The following is a 19916-nucleotide window of genomic DNA, read 5'->3' as shown; positions in this document are numbered from 1 at the left end:
AAGTATATGTTAAATAGGTAAAGAGGTGAAGTATGAATAAAAAAGCATTTAAAATTGAAGGAATGACATGTTCAGCATGTGCAAATAGAGTTGAAAGATTTGTTAAAAAGTTAGAAGGCGTAAATAGTGCAAGTGTTAACTTTGCAACAGAAACACTGAATGTAGAGTTTGATGAAAACAAGCTTAATAATGAAAATATAGAAGCAACTGTAGTTAAAGCTGGTTATGGTGTTAAGAAGAATATGAAGACTTATACTTTTAAAGTTGAAGGAATGACATGTTCAGCGTGTGCAAGTAGAGTTGAGAGAGTTACTAAAAAGCTTAAGGGAGTTCAAGATTCTGTTGTTAATTTAGCAACAGAGAAGTTGACTATAAATATAGATGAAGATGAAATTGGATATAGTGAAATTAAAGCTGCTGTAGATAAAGCAGGGTATAAGCTGATTAAGGAAGAAGAGCAAGTTGAAGAAAAGAAAAAACTAGAGGCAAGTCAATTGTTATTAAGGAGATTTATTATATCTCTAATATTTGCAATTCCGCTTTTAGTAATAACTATGGGACATATGTTAGGTATGCCTCTTCCATATATTGTTGATTCTATGATGAATCCATTGAATTTTGCTGTGATTCAATTAGTATTAACAATACCTGTAATGATAGCTGGATATAAGTTCTATCTAATTGGAATAAAGAATTTATTTAAACTAAGTCCTAATATGGATTCGTTGATAGCAATAAGTACTTTAGCAGCAGTTTTATATGGAGTATTTGGAATTTATAAAATACAAACAGGCGAAACTGAATATGCTATGCACTTATATTTTGAGTCAGCAGCAGTCATTTTAACTCTAATAACACTTGGAAAATATCTGGAGGCAGTTTCAAAAGGAAGAACATCACAAGCTATTAAAGCACTAATGGGGTTAGCACCTAAAACTGCAACAATAATAAGAAATAATGCTGAAATTACAATACCTATAGAAGAAGTAATTGTTGGTGATATAGTCTTAGTTAAACCAGGTGAAAAGGTACCGGTAGATGGAGAAATTATTGATGGTAGTACATCAATTGATGAGTCAATGCTTACAGGGGAAAGTATTCCTGTAGAAAAGATAGTAGGAAGTAGTGTAATTGGAGCAAGTATCAATAAAACTGGCTTTATAAAGTATAAAGCAACTAAGGTTGGAAAAGATACTGCACTTGCACAAATAGTTAGGTTAGTTGAAGAAGCACAAGGATCTAAAGCTCCAATAGCTAAACTTGCAGATGTTATATCAGCATATTTTGTGCCAATAGTTATAATGCTAGCGATAATAGCTTCAATAGGATGGTTAATTTCAGGAGAAACAACAATATTCTCTTTAACAATATTTATTGCAGTACTAGTTATAGCTTGCCCGTGTGCATTAGGCCTTGCAACTCCAACTGCAATAATGGTTGGAACAGGTAAAGGTGCAGAGAATGGTGTGTTAATTAAAGGCGGTGAAGCGTTAGAAACTACTCATAGTATAAAAACTATTGTATTTGATAAAACTGGGACTATAACAGAAGGAAAACCAGTAGTTACAGATATAATAACAAATGGAATATCGGAAGATGAGATATTAATTTTAGCTGCAAGTAGCGAAAAAGGTTCAGAGCATCCGTTAGGAGAAGCAATAGTTAAAGAAGCAAATGATAAAAACTTGGAACTTAAAGAAATTCAACAATTCAATGCAATTCCAGGACATGGAATAGAAGTTAAGATAGAAGAAAAAAATATTTTACTTGGAAATAAAAAGTTAATGATAGAAAAAAATATTGATATTGCTATGTTTGCAGATGAAAGTGATAGATTAGCAGCTGAAGGTAAGACTCCTATGTATGTAGCAGTTGATAATACTTTGAGTGGAATAGTAGCTGTTGCAGATACTGTTAAGCCAAGTAGTAAAAAAGCTATAGAAGCTCTTCATAACATGGGAATAAAGGTAGCTATGATTACTGGAGATAATAAAAAAACTGCAGATGCAATAGCAAAACAAGTTGGAATTGATATAGTGCTAGCTGAAGTATTACCTGAAGATAAAGCTAATGAGGTCAAGAAGCTTCAAGGGGAGAATATGAAAGTGGCTATGGTTGGAGATGGAATAAATGATGCACCAGCATTAGCTCAATCTGATGTTGGAATTGCTATAGGATCAGGTACTGATGTCGCAATAGAATCAGCAGATATAGTTCTTATGAAAAGTGATTTGATGGATGTTATAACAGCAATAAAACTAAGTAAAGCAACCATTAAAAATATAAAACAAAATTTATTCTGGGCATTTGGATATAATGTACTAGGAATACCAGTTGCCATGGGAATACTTCATGTTTTTGGAGGTCCATTGTTAAATCCTATGATAGCAGCTGCAGCAATGAGCTTAAGTTCTGTTTCAGTACTTACAAATGCATTAAGGCTTAAAAATTTTAAAGCCTAATTAATAAGATACGATGATAAGCAAAAATAGCATATTAGGACATTTCTTAGGTATCAGATAATTGTATCTATATTCTTGAAGAAATTTATTTCAAATAGCTATATTTTGATTTCTAAATTTTAATCATTAATAAACGGGAGGTAATAGATATGAAAAAGAAAATATTAATTGAAGGAATGAGTTGCGAACATTGTGTTGCTCACGTAAAGGAAGCATTAGAAAATTTGGATAAGGTAACTTCAGTTGAAGTTAGCCTTAAGGATAATTGTGCAATAGTTGAAACAGAAAATAGTAATGAAGAAATAAAAGAAGCTATTGAAGAAGAAGGCTATGATGTAGTTAAAATAGAAGAATAAAAGCACACAATATTCTTTTGATAAATTTGGGTAAATGGGAAATTTTTTGATTTAAGGAATTAAAAGAATAAGTTAAATAATTTTAATAAATAGTTAACAACAAGGATTTATTTTTCATGTTGTTAACTATTTTTTTATTAAATTAAACTATCTGTTTATAGATTCTAGAAAAAAGTAATAGGCATAAAAAATACTATTACTTATTAATACGTATTAAAACATTATTATAATGTATTGACATTTTTATCTTATAGCAATATTATTCAATTAGTAGCAAAATACTAAAGAATAATACTCGATAAAATTTAAAGGGGGACAATATATGAAAAAATTTTTATTAAAAAAGTTAATAGTATTTGTGGCAATTAGCAGTGTAGCAGTTGGAATTATAGGATGTAGTAGTAACACTAATAGTTCTAGCAAAAACTCAGATGTTAAGTCATCATCATTAAGTGATATAAAATCAAAAGGCAAAATTGTAGTTGGAACGAGTGCCGATTACCCACCATATGAATTTCATAAAGAAATAGATGGTAAGGATCAAATTGTAGGTATTGATGTAAGTATAGCAAAAGAAGTTGCTAAAGATTTAGGTGTAGAGCTTGAAATTAAGGATATGGATTTCGATGGACTTCTTGTATCGCTTCAGGCAGGAAAATCTGATTTAGTATTTGCTGCAATGAATCCGACGGATGAAAGAAGAGAAAATGCTGACTTTTCAGATATATACAACAAAGAGAAAAATATATTTATAGTTAGAAAAGGTGAAGCGGATTCAATAAAATCAATGGATGATTTGAAAAATAAGAAAATTGGGGTTCAAAAAGGATCAGTTCAAGAAGGCTTAGTAAAAGATAACTTACCAAGTGCGGAAGTGAAAGGATTAGGAAAAGCTACTGACCTAGTACTTGATTTAAAGAATAAAAAAGTTGATGCGATATTACTTGACTCACCAGTGGCTAAGTTTAATTGTGAGAAAAACAATGATATAGAATTGACTTCAGTAACTATTGCGGCGCAAGAAGATGGAGCAGCGATAGCAATGAGGAAAGGTTCTACTGAATTGCAAACAGAAATCAATAAAACAATAAAAAGATTAAAAGATGAAGGAAAAATTGATGAATTTGTTGTAGAAGCAAATAAGTTAATGGATTAGATTCTAATAAAGTTTTATTATTTACATAATTATTGGTGTAAGGAAGTTATTGATACCTTACATCAATAATTTTATATTTTAAATGGAGAAGTTTTGGTAATAGATCAATCAGGTTCGAGAAAAGGTATCTATATAATATAATATGCTTAAATAATTGGCGAGTAATATTTCTATCAACTTACACTGTTTAGGCGGAAAACATATACTCAATATTTAATTTTAAAATAAGTTGTATAACATTATACAATACGTTATAATACGTATTAATAAGCTCGGTTAAGAAGAATATTCATCATCATAAAAAATGAAAAAATATAAATCCATAGAATGAGATTATAAATGTATAGGAGGAATAACAATGAATATTAGAGAAATCGTAGGGAAGATTAGATCAAGTAAGGAAGATGGAATAAAAGAAGTATTTTTAGTAGCATGTGGTGGGTCTTTAGTAGATATGTATGCATCACAATATTTTTTACAAAGTGAAGCAAGAGAATTAAGGGCTTTATCATATACAAGTAATGAATTTGTACATGCAACACCAAAATCATTAGGAAAAAGTTCAGTAGTAATAGTATGCTCACACGGTGGAAATACTCCTGAAACAGTTGAAGCGGCTAAAGTAGCTAAAGAGAAAGGTGCAGCAACTATAACATTAACGCATAATAAGGATGCAGATTTAATCAAGTATGCAGATTATAATATCCTTTACAAATGGGGAAATGATACAAGTGTAGAAGATAATCCAATGGCAATAATTCTAAATATAGCTGTTGAAATATTAAATCAAACAGAAATTTATGAAGGATATAATAAATTTATGGAAGGTTTAAAGATTGTAAATGATGTTGTAAAAAGGGGGCAAGGCTTAGTTGCAGAAAGAGCAAAGAAATATGCAGAAAAATATAAAGATGAGCCAATAACATATGTATTAGGAAGCGGGGCATCATATGGTCATGCCTATGGATTCTCAATATGTTCGCTAATGGAAATGCAATGGATGAATGCATCAGCAGTGCACTCAGGTGAATACTTCCACGGACCATTTGAAGTAACTGATAAAGAAACATTATATTTATTATTAATGAATGAAGGAAGAACTAGAGAATTAGATGAAAGAGCACTTAAATTCTTAAATAAATATGGTGGAAAAGTTGAAGTTGTGGATTGTAAGGAACTTGGAATCAGTGTAATTGATAGTTCAGTCGTTGAATTCTTTAATCCTATAGTATTCTATAGCATATTATGTGTGTATAGAGGAGAATTAGCAAAACTCAGAAACCATGATTTAGATACTAGAAGATATATGGGAAAAGTTGAATATTAAAACATTTAAGTGTAGGAGAAGATATTATGGTAAAAGTTATTGGGTTAGGAGATAACGTTGTAGATAAATATGAGCATATTAGAACAATGTATCCAGGTGGAAATGCACTAAATTTTGCAGCCTATGCAAAAAAATTAGGAGCAAGTTCAGCATTTTTAGGAGCATTTGGATCAGATGCTGAAGCAGAACATGTTCAAAATATAATTCATGAGCTTGATTTAGATATTTCAAAGTGCAGACATTTTAATGGAGAAAATGGATGTGCAAGAGTAACTTTAGAAGATGGTGATAGAGTTTTTTTTGGAAGTAATGAAGGTGGAGTTTTAAGAGAAAATGGATTAAATCTTACGCAAGATGATTTAGAATATATTAAAACCTTCGATTTAGTACATGCGGGTTTATACGGATATACTGAGCTAGAACTTGATAAAATAAAAGAATTAAATATTCCAATATCTTTTGATTTCTCTGATGATTTTACAATGGAGGAAGTTGAAAGAATTGCGCCTAAAGTAGATTTTAGCTTCTTCTCATGTAGTCATTTAAAGACTGATGAAATGCTTAATCTAATAATGAAAGCCCATAAGCTTGGAAGTAAAATAGTAGTAGTTACTATGGGAGAAAAAGGTGCATTACTATATGATGGAACTAAGTTCTATTCACAAGAGCCAGAGCTCGTTGAAGCTGTAGATACAATGGGAGCAGGGGATTCATTCATAACAGCGTTCTTGATAAATTACATAAGCAAAATTAAAGAAAATGAATTGGATAGGGAAACTATAATTAAAGAAAGTCTAAATGAGGGTGCTATATTTTCAGCTAAAACATGTCTAGTAGAAGGCTCATTTGGATATGGTAAAAAATATTAATTAAAAGTATAGTGGCTGTTGAATGGTGATTATTTAATGACTAGTATACAACAGCTATTTTAAGATTACTGTGATAAAGCAAAAAATTGATATTATCACAACAATAGATTAATTGAAGTTTCAAAAATGTTGTGATAGTATATAGTTAATATTATAGATGTTTAAAAGGAGTCTTTATATGCTAATACAAGATAATATTATTCCTTTATATCAACAATTAGCGGATATTATACGTAATTCAATAACGAGCGGAGAATTAAAATATGGAGATAAGATTCCAACAGAAGTTGAGTTAAGTGAAAAATATAATGTTAGTAGGATAACAGTACGTGCAGCTATAAATGAATTAGTTGAGTCAGGTTTTATTATAAAAAAACAAGGAAAAGGAACATTTGTAAGTAAGCCAAAAGTTCAGAGGAAAATTGAATATTTATCTAGTTTTACTGCCGCCTGTGAGGCTAGTGGATTAAAAGTAACTAATGAAATTATTAAAAGAGAGGTAATGGAGCCCAAAATAGAAGACAAGAAAGCTCTAGAACTAGATGATGATGATAAGTTAATATATATTCAAAGAGTTAGATTTGCAGGTGGAGAGCCATTAATGTTAGAAAATAATTATTTTTCTTTTAAAAGGTTTAATTTTTTACTAACAGAAGATTTAAGTGGTTCACTATATGAATTGTTAAGAGATAAATATGATATAAATCCATCTGATTCACCTAATTCAGGAAATGACCATACCACAATAGAAATTGCAAAAGCCATGGATGAAGAGGCTGGGTTATTGATGGTGCAAAAGGGTGAACCTTTGTTTTATATAAAGACTGTTATTTATGATGATAAGAATAGACCGGTACATATAGGAAAACAGTATGTTATAGGTGAAAGATATAAATTCGTAATATCATAATATAAATTTATTAAAGAGAAGAGCGTTGAAAGAAAGTTCAACGCTCTTCTTTTTGAATTAAAACCTACATAAATTAACAAAGATATTAGGAATAACTATCAAATTTATTTAAGTAAATCTAATAGTATAAAATATATTTTATACTAGGGATTGAGATACTTTATTAAATGCATAGTCCATTGCACTTTCTAAATTTGAATTATTTTTTCCTGCTCCTTGAGATTGGAAAGGACTTCCGCCGCCTTTTCCATCAACAAGAGATATAGCATCTTTCAAAAGTTCATTCATTTTGATATCTTTAATGTCTTTAGAACAAGCAAATAATAGATTTACTTTTTCATCAGATTTTACTGCCATTAGAGCTATTGTGTTCTCAGTTTCGATAAGCTTAGAAGTAAGGTTATTCACATATTTTAGGTTTTCACCATCAAATATTTGTTTAATTACTTTAACATTATTTATTTTAGCTGCATTTTCAAGAATTTCTTTAACTTGATATTTGGCTAGTAAAATATTAAGGTTTTTATTTGTTTCATTGGCTTCACGAAGACTTTGATTTAAGTTCTTTATGCCATTTATAGCTTCATTTTCATTACAACTTAAATATCTGCATATAGAAGTCTGAAATTCATCTTTCTTAAAAGAATCAGAAATGGCACGTTCACCAGCTAGAAATTCTATCCTTGTTCCTTCTTTATGTTTCTCAAATTTTTTAATTTTAATAAGTCTTAAGTCAAGAGTAGACGTAGGGTGAAGTCCGCAGCAAGCATTAATATCAAAATCTCCTATTTTTACGATTCTGATATCCTCTTCGGTATTTGGAAGAGCACGTCTAAGAGATATCTTTTTAAGTTCAGCTTTAGTTGGAACAAAAGATTCTACAGGTATAGCATCCCCTATAACTTTGTTAGCAAGTCTTTCTGCTTCTCTAACTTGTTCTTCAGTTAGAACACCATAAATATCAACTGTACTTATATCAGAACCTAGGTGAATAGCAAAAGTATTAGCGTTAAAAAGGTTGAAGAAAGATCCTGATAAGACATGTTGACCTAAATGCTGATGCATGCCATCTTGTCTTCTATTCCAATCAATTGAACATTTAACTTTATGTATTTTGAGTGGTTTCTTTTCAACCACATGATAAACAATTTCCTCTTTTTCGTATACATCAATAACTTTTTGATCTTCTAGAGTTCCAATATCACAGCTTTGTCCGCCACCTCCTGGGAAAAATGCTGTTTTATCCAATACAACATGAAATTTATTATCAATTTCTTTTATATCAATAATTTCAGCAGTAAATTCTTTAAGGTATCGATTATCATAATATAATTTTTCCATATGTAAATTAGCCTCCTAAAATATAATAATATCTAAGGCTCAGCTATAAATAATTTTTATAGTTTGTTTAACCTGAGTCTAAGAAAAGTTCAATAATACTATTATAGCAGATAGTTTATTAATATTGCATTTTTAAGGATTAAGAAATAGGTACAAAATTTCCTTAAGAATTATTATTACCCTATAGTAGAAGTTTTTTACGGGATAAAAGAGTTAAACCCTACAAATAATAGTAATAACTTTAGGTGTACAAAAAGATACATATCTTTTATACCTTGATATTTAGAAGAGGTGATTAATATGAATGTAGTGTTTTATCTGGTATTTAATTTTATATTTTATTCATTTATAGGGTGGATATTAGAGGAAGGTTATAGCTTTTCAACTACAAAAAAGTTTCAAGAAGATGGTTTCTTAATAGGACCGTTTAAGCCTATGTATGGAACAGCAGTTACGTTTCTTATAATATGCAATGAATTGTTAGAGATTTCTGGACTTCCATTAATATTATTATGTTTCTTAATACCAACAACAGTAGAATATATAAGTGGATATATACTTAAGCACTCTTTTAACAAAGTATATTGGGATTACTCTGGATTTAAGTATAATATTCATGGATTTGTCACTCTTAGATTCTCTATATATTGGATGGTGCTTAGCCTTATTGGGCTTTATTATTTGCAACCTAGTTTATATGAGTTATATATGGAGAATATGAAAATTCTTAATATCTCTGTGATTTTAGGAGGAGCTATATTATTAATAGATCTATATATAACTGTAAAGAAATTAGCATATGAGAGGCTTAGAATGATACAGTAATTTTTTTAGAAAAATAGTAGAAATCATGCTTTTATAAAAAATAGATATAAATATTATCTGAGTAATATTTATATCTACTTAAATTATAGAAAGTATTATTTTAAATTGTATAGAGGAGCTAACTTATCAAAAGCGGGCAAAGATTTTTTTATTTTCTCATATGAAGTGCAGTAAGCTAATCTTACGTGCCCAGGGCATCCAAACGAAGATCCTGGCACAAGTAATAAATTAAATTGTTTTGCAGCTTCGCAGAATTTTTTATCATCAGCAATTGGTGATTTTGGGAATAAGTAAAATGCACCTTGTGGTTTAACGCAAGTGAAACCAAGAGATATTAAATGATTATATAAAAGATCACGATTTTTCTTATAAATATTTACATCTACTTCAGCATCTAAGGATTTTGCAATTACTCTTTGGAATAAAGATGGAGCATTTACAAATCCTAAAATTCTAGTTGCAATGTTTAGTGAAGCCATCATATCTGTAAAATCAGCCATAGATGAGCTAGCAACTACATAACCAATACGTTCACCAGGCAAAGATAAAGATTTGCTATAAGAGTATCCGATGAAAGTATTATCATAATATTTTAAGATACAAGGGACTTCAATATCATCATAAACAATTTCTCTGTATGGTTCATCAGAGATTAAATATATTGATGTATTAAATTCTTCTTGCTTATTATTAAGTAACACTGCTAAATCTTTTATTGCTTTTTCTGAGTAAATAACACCAGTAGGATTATTTGGATTGTTTATTATTAAAGCTTTTGTTCTAGGAGTAATAACTTCACTTAAAGCCTTTAAGTCAGGCTCAAAAGTTTCAGTATTAGTAGGACAAGTTACTAGTTTGCCATCAAAGTTTCTTACATAGTTTCCATATTCTCCAAAGTAAGGAGAAAAGGTAACAACTTCGTCATCAGGATTTAATATAGATTTTAAAATTATATTTAATCCGCCGGCAGCCCCACAAGTCATAACAATATTATCTTTTGAAAGTGTTAAATTATGTTTTTTGTTTATAAAATCACTTATATTCGTTCTAACATCCTCATAGCCAGAATTATTCATATAACCATGTACTAAATTTGGTGTTTCTTCATTCAAGATTTCAAAGATAACTTCCTTTACTTTACTTGGAGGTTCAACGTTTGGATTTCCTATACTATAATCGAAAACATTTTCTTCTCCATATATTTCAGATAATCTTTTTCCTTCTTCAAACATAGCTCTTATAATGGAATTATTTGCAACAAGAGATTTCATTTTATTTGATATCATTTCTAGCCCCCCCGATTTATATTTAAAATTTATTCTAATTTTTTACAAGCATGTTCAATTTAATATATATAGTTTATCACATTTTACAATAATAATTAATAATAGAGTAATTTATTTAGGAATATATTACAATTAAGTTTATACAATTTTAGTTTTAATTTGTAACTTAACTTGTAAGGTTTATATATGTAAATTTATCACTAAAAATATAATATATATGTTGCAATAATAAATTTACATTTTAAATTTCAGTCAGGTAAGTCCTAAGTTAAGACAAATGTAGAAATTCAATAGCAATATATATATCTTAGTGAATGATTAGAAATAATATTATATATGAACCTCATTAAGCTAAATCTAGTTAAACTTAAAATAACATGAAACTTTAATCAATATGGTTGAAAATAAAAAAATCGCATGATATGCTAATATGTGTATAAAAAAGTAGAAATTTTACATTAAATATTAAAAAGTGGTAGAACGATTACAGTGAATTATATTTAGTACAGATTAATATTAACTATAGTTAGGAAATCTTTTAGATATTAGATAATTATATTTGTTAAAAATTAAAGTATAAATAATTTTAGTAAAATTAAATATAAGTATTAATTATACGATGAAGCAGAAAGAAGGGGTGTTTTATATGAATGAAGATAAAAAAATTAGCTTGTTACAATCTGTTGGAGTAAAAATTTTCTCTGGATATTTCATAATGGCATTAATGGGAATCGGAATAGGAATAGGAATAAAAACTAGTACAACACTTACGATTATAGCTGTAGGAATTTCCATTATATTAGGAGTTATATTTGTAGTTACAACATTAGGCAAAATAATTACACCACTACATAAAATAAAGAAGTTAGCAGAAAGAATGAGCGAGTATGATATCTCAACTAATATTACAATTACAAGAAAAGATGAATTTGGATTTATAGGACAAGCTTTGAACAAAGCTCAAGATAATCTAAGATATATGATAGAATTATGTGCAGATAATGCAGCAAATGTATCTGCTTTAAGTGAAGAAGCCTCCGCTGTTGTTCAAGAAATATCAACAAGTCTAGAAAATATAAATCTAGAGTTTGAAAAAATTGATTCAAAAACACAAGCTAATAGCAGCAATGTTGAAGAGGTTTATGCATCAATTCAACAAGTAACTGCTAATATGGAGGAATTAGAGGCACAAGCGGAAAGAGGTAATCAGAATTCAAATAGTATAAAGGAAAGAGCTAAGGTTGTAGAAAAAAATAGCAAAAGGGCAATTGAAAATACATCACTTGTATATCGTGAGAAAGAAGAGCATATAAAGATAGCAATCGAAGAATCTAAGGTAGTAGAAGAAATAAAAGTGATGGCAGATTCAATAGCGAGTATAGCGGAGCAAACAAATTTATTGGCATTGAATGCAGCAATTGAAGCTGCTAGAGCTGGTGAATCAGGTAAGGGGTTTGCAGTCGTTGCAGAAGAAGTGAGAAAGCTTGCAGAGGAGTCAGCATCATCAGTAATTACAATACAAAATACAATAGAAAGAGTAGAAAAAGCATTTAATAATCTTTCAGAGAATAGCAAAGAAATAATTCGCTTTATTAAAACTAATGTAAAAGAAGATTTAGAGGGATATGGAAGTATCGCTTTGCAATATACTAAAGATGGTGCATTTATAAGTACAATGTCTAAGCAAATAGCTGAGATGTCTGAGCATGTGAATGCATCAATTGAACAAGTTAGCGCAGCCATATCAAATACTGCAAAAAATTCTGAAGAAGTTTCTGGTAGCACACATAGTATACAACAAGGAATAGATGATACATCAACAGCTATGAAACAAGTAGTTGAAACGATAAGTAGGGAAGCAATTAAAGCTGAAGAACTAAGCAGTGTTATTTCAAAGTTTAAGTTATAGGGTTATATAACGTAATGCACAATGAACAATTAATATAAGACTGTTCATTGTGCATTAAAGTTTTTATTTTATATTAAGATCTCCACTTACAGTAGTAATGTTTATAAGAGAACTTTCATCGCCAGAAGATAATTGATTATTAGGCGAATTTAAACTTCCGGAATTTGTTTCATAGTTTATTTTATAGCCTGAGCCTTCTGGTATAGATAAGTTTATAGATCCAGAATGAGAGCTTAAAGATATATTATTTAAATAATTAATGATCCTCAAATTAATATCTCCAGATGAGATATTTCCAATTATACTTCCTAAATTACCACTTCCAATAATATTACCAGAAGAAGAAGATAGTTTTGTTTCAGTTGATGTTTCTATATTATTAAAATTTATGTTTCCGCTGGAACTATTTAATCCTAAATAATTTAAAAATGAATCTGAAAGAACTATGGATCCACTAGCAGATGAAAGATTCAGTGTATTTAGCGATAAACCAGAAATATTTATATCACCGCTACTTGTGATTATTTTTAGAATTCTTCTGTCTTTAAATTTATAAGGAATACTTACTGAAATACTTGCATCACTTGGAGTATCATATCTAGTGCTGAAAGTTAATTTACTTCCGCTTTGAATTTCAGATAAATCATTAGAAATATTATTGTTACTCTTGATTTGAATCTTTAAATCATCACCATTATAATCAACTAATTTAATATCCTGAGAGTTTAAGTTAAAATCGATCTCATTGACATTATTATTGAGGACATAATCCTTAGATAAGTATGAAGTATTAAAGTCGAGATTAAAATTTTTAAAATTCAAATTATGTTCCAATGTATAAGGATTTATATGAAGTTCATCAGCATAATTAGAAAGCTTGTAGCCACTTTGAACTAGAGCAATGCATCCAGAAGTATAGAACGTAATAGATAGAAGCAATAATATTAACATAAATATCTTCATATTAGAAGAAATGAATTTTTTTTTCATAATGATTCACCACCTTTAAACTTTAAAAAGTTATATATTTTGGCCAGAATTAATATAAGAAATTTACAAAGGTAGAAAAATATAATTATTAAAAGCAGTGATAATGAGAGTGAACCCAAAGAAAATAATACTATTACTGGGTACGGAAAATTGGAGACAAATGCTGGAATATTAGGAATAGTAAAAAGGTTTGTAAAAGTTCCACCAATTAGCACTCCAATACTAGCAATAAAAAGACTTATCGCTATTCCTAAAAGCCCTATAAAGCAACCAACAATACCAGTTATAACTGGAAACAATATTATTAAAGATAAGATTATAATACAAATCTTTAAGATAATATTTATATTAAAGTTAGGAATCTTATTTTTAGATTTATGAGTATTAAAAATATTCTTTATTTGACATGTACTAAAATTAAATTCTGAGTTGAAGGAAATATCATCACTGCGATTAAATTTATCCTCATTATTGATATTATATTTTGATTCTTTTAATTCAGCACATTTATAATTGCTTTTTTGAATATCAAGTGATATATTTTCATTATGAAGGTCATAAAAACAATCATTTGAAGCATAAGAATTATTAGACTTAAAATCATTAAAGTTGGAATCAGTTTTTAAATCATTCTTGTTTTCTGAATAGATATTACCAAACTTTCTGTTAGTTTTAAAACTGTCATATACATTGCTATGACTATTATTAATATCTATATCAGTAGTATCTATGTTAGAAATCTTATCGCTAGTTTTAGTATTAGAACTATTAGTTAAATTGTCTAAGTTAACGGTAATATGTGAATTTTCACTTCTAAGTTTATTAACTATTAAATTAGGATTATCTAACTCCTTTGATATATCGTCTTCTGTTCTTCCAACAGTTAATCTAATTTTAAAGTAGTTTTCATAATAAGAAATAATATCTTGCAGCTTTATTTCAGGAAAGTCTTTTAAACCATCCATTAAAATGTTAAAAAATTCATTTTGGGTCATTATAATAAATCTCCTTTTACTGTAACTTAAGAATATATTTCCTGATTAAAAGTATATGATAGGAATGAAAAGACCACAAGATATTACTTTATACTTTAATGTTTTATTAAGGTGTTATAACTTAGAAATTAACAAAGTATTAAGAAACTCTTAAGGATTTTATAGTATTTTGATATTATTGTTGTTATTGTTATCCACATAAATATGTTTAATTCTAGAATCGAATTTTGTAATTATACGCTTAAACAAGAAATTTTGTGAATAAACTTGTGGACAAACTTAAATATTATAAAATAAAACTAAGCCTTAGGCTAGTAAACATAACGCTTGTGTATATTGTTGATAATAGTATAAAATCTGTGGATAACTTAATTGTCAAATATGATATTCAATTAGTTATTTATGAATATTTTAGAAGTAATGACAGACTTGATTCCAATAAATATGGAGATAATTGAGTATAATAAGAGAAATTTGTAGAAAGTCTTTCTTAGCGATTTCTTGTTAAGAAATTTTATGATATATATTTATAAACAATATTCACACATTTGTGGATAAAAACTGTGGATATTGTGGATAAATAAAATTTAACTTTAAGTAATAGGAGAAAGTAGTATAATATAAATAGTAATTAATGGAATTTAACATATTATACCTAAAATAAGTGATTTGTTTTGAAAATATTATAATTGTGAGTATATATGAGAAAGATAGTTCTAATTTAAGGAACTTTTAATAGAGTGTGAGTTTATAGGAAAATATAATTATAAATATAATAAAATAAAAATTTATAACTAGAGAAATTTATTATAAAAATCTAACCAATAGTTAATGGGGAGGGGATAAAAATCATGACAAATAAAGATGTTAAATATGTTCCTCAAATAAAAGGTACGCTTAGAAATCATGTAATTGAGGTTCCAACAGTTATAAGGAATTGTGGCGGAATCAAAATTTTTGGAAAAAGAATAAAGTCATTGCTATTTAGTACTGATGTAGCATTAATAAGAAACAGTAATGCAGATGCAATTATTGCGGTATACCCATTTACACCACAGCCTGTAATAACACAGGCACTTGTTATGGCAGCTGATGTCCCAGTTTTTTGTGGTGTAGGCGGAGGAATAACACAAGGAAAAAGAGTTGTAAATTTAGCTATGGATGCAGAATTTAAAGGTGCTATGGGAGTGGTTGTAAATGCTCCTACAAGTAATGAAGTTGTTAATAAGATTAGATCAACCATAGATATACCGGTCATAGTGACAGTTATTTCTGAAGATGAAGATATTGCTAAAAGGATTGAAGCTGGAGCTACAATACTAAATGTTTCAGGTGGAAGAAATACCGCTAGTATAGTTAGAAATATCAGAAAGAGGTTTCCAGAATTTCCTATAATAGCAACTGGTGGTCCAACAGAAGAGTCAATTAAAGAGACAATTCAAGCTGGAGCAAATGCTATAACTTTTACTCCACCATCATCAGCAAGTATTATGGGAGATCTTATGGATGAGTATAGGAAAGAATAGGAATACAACAAACTTGGGTTTTATACCATTAATTTAAAGTTAAAAAAGTATTGCTTTAAGTTTAATTTATGGTATCATATTTGTAACAGTTTAATAAAATGATATTATGCAGATAGTGATCTATAATATCATTAATGTTAAAGAATTCTAATAATGTAATATATAACATGACCTGGGGTAGAGGTGCTGTAATAAAGAGTAGGCATAAGTAGTTGGCAGACATTGATTTATGCTAAAAGGTATTATGGCCGAAGAAAATAAATTATTATGCGATAATTTTTTTCTGGGTATTCATAGAATATGTGAATAACTGTCACGAAGAGTGTTGAGCTACAAGGTACTTTTTTCAGTTGAAAATTAACAGTTTGAAAAGAACAGTAATGATTTTGTTAATATAGATTTTCAAATTCATTTGTTGATCTTTTTGTAAAGAATTGATAATTAACGAAAATATTGTGCATAAATTTAGCGTAAAGATCTACCGCTCGTCACAGACATATTCTGTGGCGTTTGTTTTTTATTATAACTATTAGTGGAATACAACAGCAATAATTCAAAGAGAACGAAGAAAGTGGATATTTTTTTGTTGAAATTGGTGTTGGGATTTAGTTTAAGTAACTTAGTCAATAAAGCAATAGCTAATAAAATATAATTTGGGGGTTAATCAAATGAAATTGTTTGGAACAATGAAAATACAAGAGAATCAATTAATGATTGGAGGCATCAGTGCTAAAAATTTAGTAAGGGAATACGGGAGTCCATTATATGTATTTGATGAAGCTTTAATACGAGAATACTGTAGGGATTATAGGAAATATTTCAAATGTGAAGAGAATAACAATAGAGTAGCTTTCGCGGGAAAAGCATTTTTGACAATTCAAATGTGTAAACTATTGAAGGAAGAGAATATGTGTCTTGATGTTGTATCAGGAGGAGAATTATATACTGCACATAAATCTGGATTTCCACTTGAAAAAGTAATGTTCCATGGGAATAATAAGACTTTATCAGAGATTGAGCTTGGTGTAAGACTAGGTGTAGGGAACTTTGTAGTAGATAATTATTACGAAATAGACGCGTTAAATGATATAGCTAAAGAATATAATAAGATACAAAATATTTATTTAAGAATAACACCAGGAATTGAAGCGCATACTCATGAGTATATCAAGACTGGACAAATAGATTCGAAATTTGGTTTTGCGCCAGTTGGTACTGTAATAGAAGATGCTATTAAAAAAGCCATAAGTTTAGAGAATATAAATCTTGCAGGAATACACTGTCATATAGGTTCCCAAATATTTGATTTGGAGCCATATGAAGATGCTGTTGAAATAATGTTAGAACTTGTAAGGAATACAAAAGAGAACCTAGGTTACCTGATAAAAGAAGTAGATTTTGGTGGAGGTTTTGGTATATACTATACCAATGGAGATGAACCAAGAAGTACTGAGGAATATTGTAGCACAATAATTAACAAAGTTGATGAAGTGTGTGCAAGAACAGGTCAGGAAAGACCAATTCTTACAATAGAGCCAGGAAGAAGCATTGTAGCCAATGCAGGAACAACTTTATATACTGTAGGCTCAGTTAAGGAAATCCCAAGTGTTAGAAAATATGTGTCAGTAGATGGCGGAATGACTGATAATATAAGACCAGCTCTTTATAATGCAGGATATGAGTGTATTCTTGCGAGTAGAGTTGAGTGTGAAAAAGAAGAAACTGTTACAATATCAGGGAAGTGCTGTGAATCAGGGGATATATTATTGGAAAACATTAAGATTCCAGAAGCTAAAAGCGGAGATGTTCTAGCCATAATGACTACAGGAGCATATGGTTATTCTATGTCAAGCAATTACAATAGGATACCAAAGCCAGCAGTGGTGATGGTTAAGGATAATGAAACAAGACTTATTTGCAGAAGAGAGTCTTATGATGATTTGTTAAAGAATGATGTTGAATAGATATAAGTATATTGACTATGTTCAGGTAAGAGTTTAAATTATATATAGATTCCTTAAAAGGATTATGCACTAATTTTTAAGATTGGTGCATATTTTTGTTATAAAATTAACATCCTATAAATATTTTAGATAGTAAAATATGTTATACTAAAATAGTATATTAAAACATACAATAATAGATGATCGAGGGTTATGAAAAATGGGGTATTAATGAAAATTTATGTGTAATGTGGGACATGGAGGGAATATTGTGGCAGAAAATAACGAAGATGAAATTGTAGCAGATAAAAAAGAAAAAAAGAAGTCCATATTGAATGAATGGATAATTGATATTGCAGTTATTCTTGGCATAGCGCTTCTATTATGGAACTTTGTGGGATATGGTGTTTGGATTACAAGTGGATCTATGATTCCAACATTAGAAGTTAAAGACAGATTGATCGTAACTAGAGTGCATAATCCTAAAAATTTAAAAGAAGGAGACATTGTATTATTTAAAAATGATGAGTTTAAGGGTGAAATTTTAATAAAAAGATTAATAGGACTTCCAGGAGATACAATAGAAATCAAAAATGGTATTGTTTATAGAAATGGTCAAGAGCTTAATGAAGACTATGTAAAAAATAATGAGATATATAATGGAGCTTTTAAAGTGCCAGATAATAAGTATTTCTTCTTGGGAGATAATAGAGCAAATTCAGATGATTCTAGGTATTGGAAAGATCCTTACGTTGATGAATCATATATAGAAGGGAAGGCTCAAATAAAGTATTATCCTATAAAAGATTTTGAAATATTAAAATAATATTAGTTAAAATTTTTATAAAGTGTGAATAATACTTAATATGCAGCATTAGATAAACGAATCTTGCAAAAAGGGAGAACATTTAATGAATGAAAATGATTATATAATGGAATCAAAGGACATAGATTTAAATTGTTCTGAGAACATCACTAATAAATCAGATAGAGATTTTTTGAAGAAAAAATTAAATGAAAAAGAGAATAAAGAATTGCTATCTAATAAAAGCATTATAGGAAGTTTTTCACTTGAAAGCACCTTTTTTAGGGAGTGGATAATTCCTATACTAGCAGCTATAGGAATGGCTTTTTTGATAAATAAATTTTTGATTTATACAGTATATATACCTAGCGAATCAATGGTTCCTACTTTAAATATTGGTGATAAATTAATAGTAACCAAGATTTATAACACTAATAGAATTAATAGAGGAGATATAACAGTGTTCTATTCAAAGGAGCTTGATCAGGTGCTTATAAAAAGAGTTATAGGTCTTCCAGGAGATCATATTGAAATACGTGATGGTATTGTTAGTGTAAATGGATCAGATATTAAAGAGGATTATGTAAAAAATAACGAGAATTTTGATGGCGTTTTTGATGTGCCTGAAAATAAATTTTTCTTTTTAGGAGATAATAGGAGCCGATCAAATGATGCAAGAAGATGGATTAATCCATATATAGATGCTTCAAATATACAAGGAAGAGCTGTATTGAAATTCTATCCATTTAAAGATTTCGGAAGCTTAAATTAAGAGTTATTGATGATATTTTGCTGGATATAATGTATAATTTAGGAGATCAGAGGAAAACTGACTTGCGTTCGCTCTCTAAGTAAGCGATTCACTATTCTTGGAATTAATTTATACTATGAAAAGAGGATGTTAAGTGAGTGAAAAGTATATAATAGATAGAGTGGAAGGGAAGTATGTTATAATTGAAAAGGAAAATGCAGATATAGATAAAATATCTATTAGTAATGTTAAAGGGGAGTTTAAAGAAGGAGATATTTTAATTAATATAGATGATAAATATTTTGAAGTAGATAAAAAGTTCACAGAAATTCGTAAAAAACAAATAGAAGATGAAATGAAAGATATGTGGAAATAATAATCTAATCGATGAATATTATCAAAGCGTAAAGTTAAAACCAATTCAGATATAATTGAAGTTGAGTTTAACTTGCAATAAAAAATAAA

The 19916-nt window shown here is 28.9% G+C and carries 17 protein-coding genes and 1 riboswitch; of the genes, 13 read left to right on the top strand and 4 right to left on the bottom strand.

Annotated elements, in window-relative coordinates:
• Positions 1–32 precede the first annotated feature (32 nt).
• From T483_RS0101210 to T483_RS0101185, 6 genes are all read left to right on the top strand, one after another.
• Positions 33–2462 (top strand): heavy metal translocating P-type ATPase, encoded by a 2430-nt coding sequence (locus T483_RS0101210; protein WP_026885172.1) that lies wholly within the window; start codon positions 33–35, stop codon positions 2460–2462.
• A gap of 149 nt (positions 2463–2611) precedes the next feature.
• On the top strand, positions 2612–2818 hold the full coding sequence (locus T483_RS0101205; protein ID WP_026885171.1) for a heavy-metal-associated domain-containing protein: 207 nt from the start codon (positions 2612–2614) through the stop codon (positions 2816–2818).
• A 322-nt stretch (positions 2819–3140) separates the two neighbouring features.
• Complete coding sequence (locus tag T483_RS0101200; RefSeq protein ID WP_026885170.1) at positions 3141–3974, top strand: transporter substrate-binding domain-containing protein; 834 nt, start codon at positions 3141–3143, stop codon at positions 3972–3974.
• Positions 3975–4332: 358 nt separating this feature from the next.
• Positions 4333–5301: an SIS domain-containing protein gene (locus T483_RS0101195; protein ID WP_026885169.1), complete on the top strand. Its 969-nt coding sequence runs from the start codon at positions 4333–4335 to the stop codon at positions 5299–5301.
• A gap of 26 nt (positions 5302–5327) precedes the next feature.
• Complete coding sequence (locus tag T483_RS0101190) at positions 5328–6170, top strand: fructoselysine 6-kinase (protein WP_026885168.1); 843 nt, start codon at positions 5328–5330, stop codon at positions 6168–6170.
• A gap of 178 nt (positions 6171–6348) precedes the next feature.
• On the top strand, positions 6349–7080 hold the full coding sequence (locus T483_RS0101185) for a GntR family transcriptional regulator (protein ID WP_026885167.1): 732 nt from the start codon (positions 6349–6351) through the stop codon (positions 7078–7080).
• Between the two features lie 138 nt (positions 7081–7218).
• Here the strand turns inward: T483_RS0101185 and T483_RS0101180 are convergent, their stop codons facing one another.
• Positions 7219–8421 (bottom strand): alanyl-tRNA editing protein, encoded by a 1203-nt coding sequence (locus T483_RS0101180; RefSeq protein WP_026885166.1) that lies wholly within the window; start codon positions 8419–8421, stop codon positions 7219–7221.
• A gap of 300 nt (positions 8422–8721) precedes the next feature.
• On the opposite strand from T483_RS0101180, the gene T483_RS0101175 reads away from it, so the two are divergent.
• Positions 8722–9246: a putative ABC transporter permease gene (locus T483_RS0101175; RefSeq protein WP_026885165.1), complete on the top strand. Its 525-nt coding sequence runs from the start codon at positions 8722–8724 to the stop codon at positions 9244–9246.
• A gap of 95 nt (positions 9247–9341) precedes the next feature.
• On the opposite strand, the gene T483_RS0101170 is transcribed toward T483_RS0101175, so the two are convergent.
• Positions 9342–10532, bottom strand: a complete 1191-nt coding sequence (locus tag T483_RS0101170; protein ID WP_026885164.1) for a pyridoxal phosphate-dependent aminotransferase — start codon at positions 10530–10532, stop codon at positions 9342–9344.
• Positions 10533–11178: 646 nt separating this feature from the next.
• On the opposite strand from T483_RS0101170, the gene T483_RS0101165 reads away from it, so the two are divergent.
• Positions 11179–12441 carry a methyl-accepting chemotaxis protein gene (locus T483_RS0101165; protein WP_026885163.1) on the top strand — a complete coding sequence of 421 codons (1263 nt, stop codon included), beginning with the start codon at positions 11179–11181 and terminating at the stop codon, positions 12439–12441.
• 63 nt (positions 12442–12504) lie between these two features.
• Here T483_RS0101165 and T483_RS0101160 read toward each other — a convergent pair whose 3' ends face one another.
• Positions 12505–13431, bottom strand: a complete 927-nt coding sequence (locus tag T483_RS0101160; RefSeq protein WP_026885162.1) for a DUF4097 family beta strand repeat-containing protein — start codon at positions 13429–13431, stop codon at positions 12505–12507.
• Positions 13428–14426 carry a DUF1700 domain-containing protein gene (locus T483_RS0101155; protein ID WP_026885161.1) on the bottom strand — a complete coding sequence of 333 codons (999 nt, stop codon included), beginning with the start codon at positions 14424–14426 and terminating at the stop codon, positions 13428–13430. The genes T483_RS0101160 and T483_RS0101155 overlap by 4 nt, the downstream gene beginning before the upstream one ends.
• Before the next feature lie 851 nt (positions 14427–15277).
• Here T483_RS0101155 and T483_RS0101150 point away from each other — a divergent pair.
• From T483_RS0101150 to T483_RS0101130, 5 genes are all read left to right on the top strand, one after another.
• Positions 15278–15952: a hydrolase gene (locus T483_RS0101150; RefSeq protein ID WP_026885160.1), complete on the top strand. Its 675-nt coding sequence runs from the start codon at positions 15278–15280 to the stop codon at positions 15950–15952.
• A 170-nt stretch (positions 15953–16122) separates the two neighbouring features.
• A riboswitch (Lysine riboswitch) is annotated at positions 16123–16293 on the top strand.
• 327 nt (positions 16294–16620) lie between these two features.
• Positions 16621–17916, top strand: a complete 1296-nt coding sequence (lysA, locus tag T483_RS0101145) for a diaminopimelate decarboxylase (protein WP_026885159.1) — start codon at positions 16621–16623, stop codon at positions 17914–17916.
• 220 nt (positions 17917–18136) lie between these two features.
• On the top strand, positions 18137–18721 hold the full coding sequence (gene lepB / locus T483_RS0101140; protein WP_051560263.1) for a signal peptidase I: 585 nt from the start codon (positions 18137–18139) through the stop codon (positions 18719–18721).
• A gap of 208 nt (positions 18722–18929) precedes the next feature.
• Positions 18930–19472: a signal peptidase I gene (lepB, locus tag T483_RS0101135; RefSeq protein ID WP_026885157.1), complete on the top strand. Its 543-nt coding sequence runs from the start codon at positions 18930–18932 to the stop codon at positions 19470–19472.
• A gap of 133 nt (positions 19473–19605) precedes the next feature.
• Positions 19606–19827: a DUF3006 domain-containing protein gene (locus tag T483_RS0101130; protein ID WP_026885156.1), complete on the top strand. Its 222-nt coding sequence runs from the start codon at positions 19606–19608 to the stop codon at positions 19825–19827.
• Positions 19828–19916 lie beyond the last annotated feature (89 nt).

It is taken from the genome of Clostridium beijerinckii HUN142, assembly GCF_000621745.1.
Classification (GTDB): Bacteria; Bacillota; Clostridia; order Clostridiales; family Clostridiaceae; genus Clostridium; species Clostridium beijerinckii_A.
Note: the sequence above shows the minus strand (reverse complement) of the source record. Positions and strands in the feature narration are given on the sequence as shown.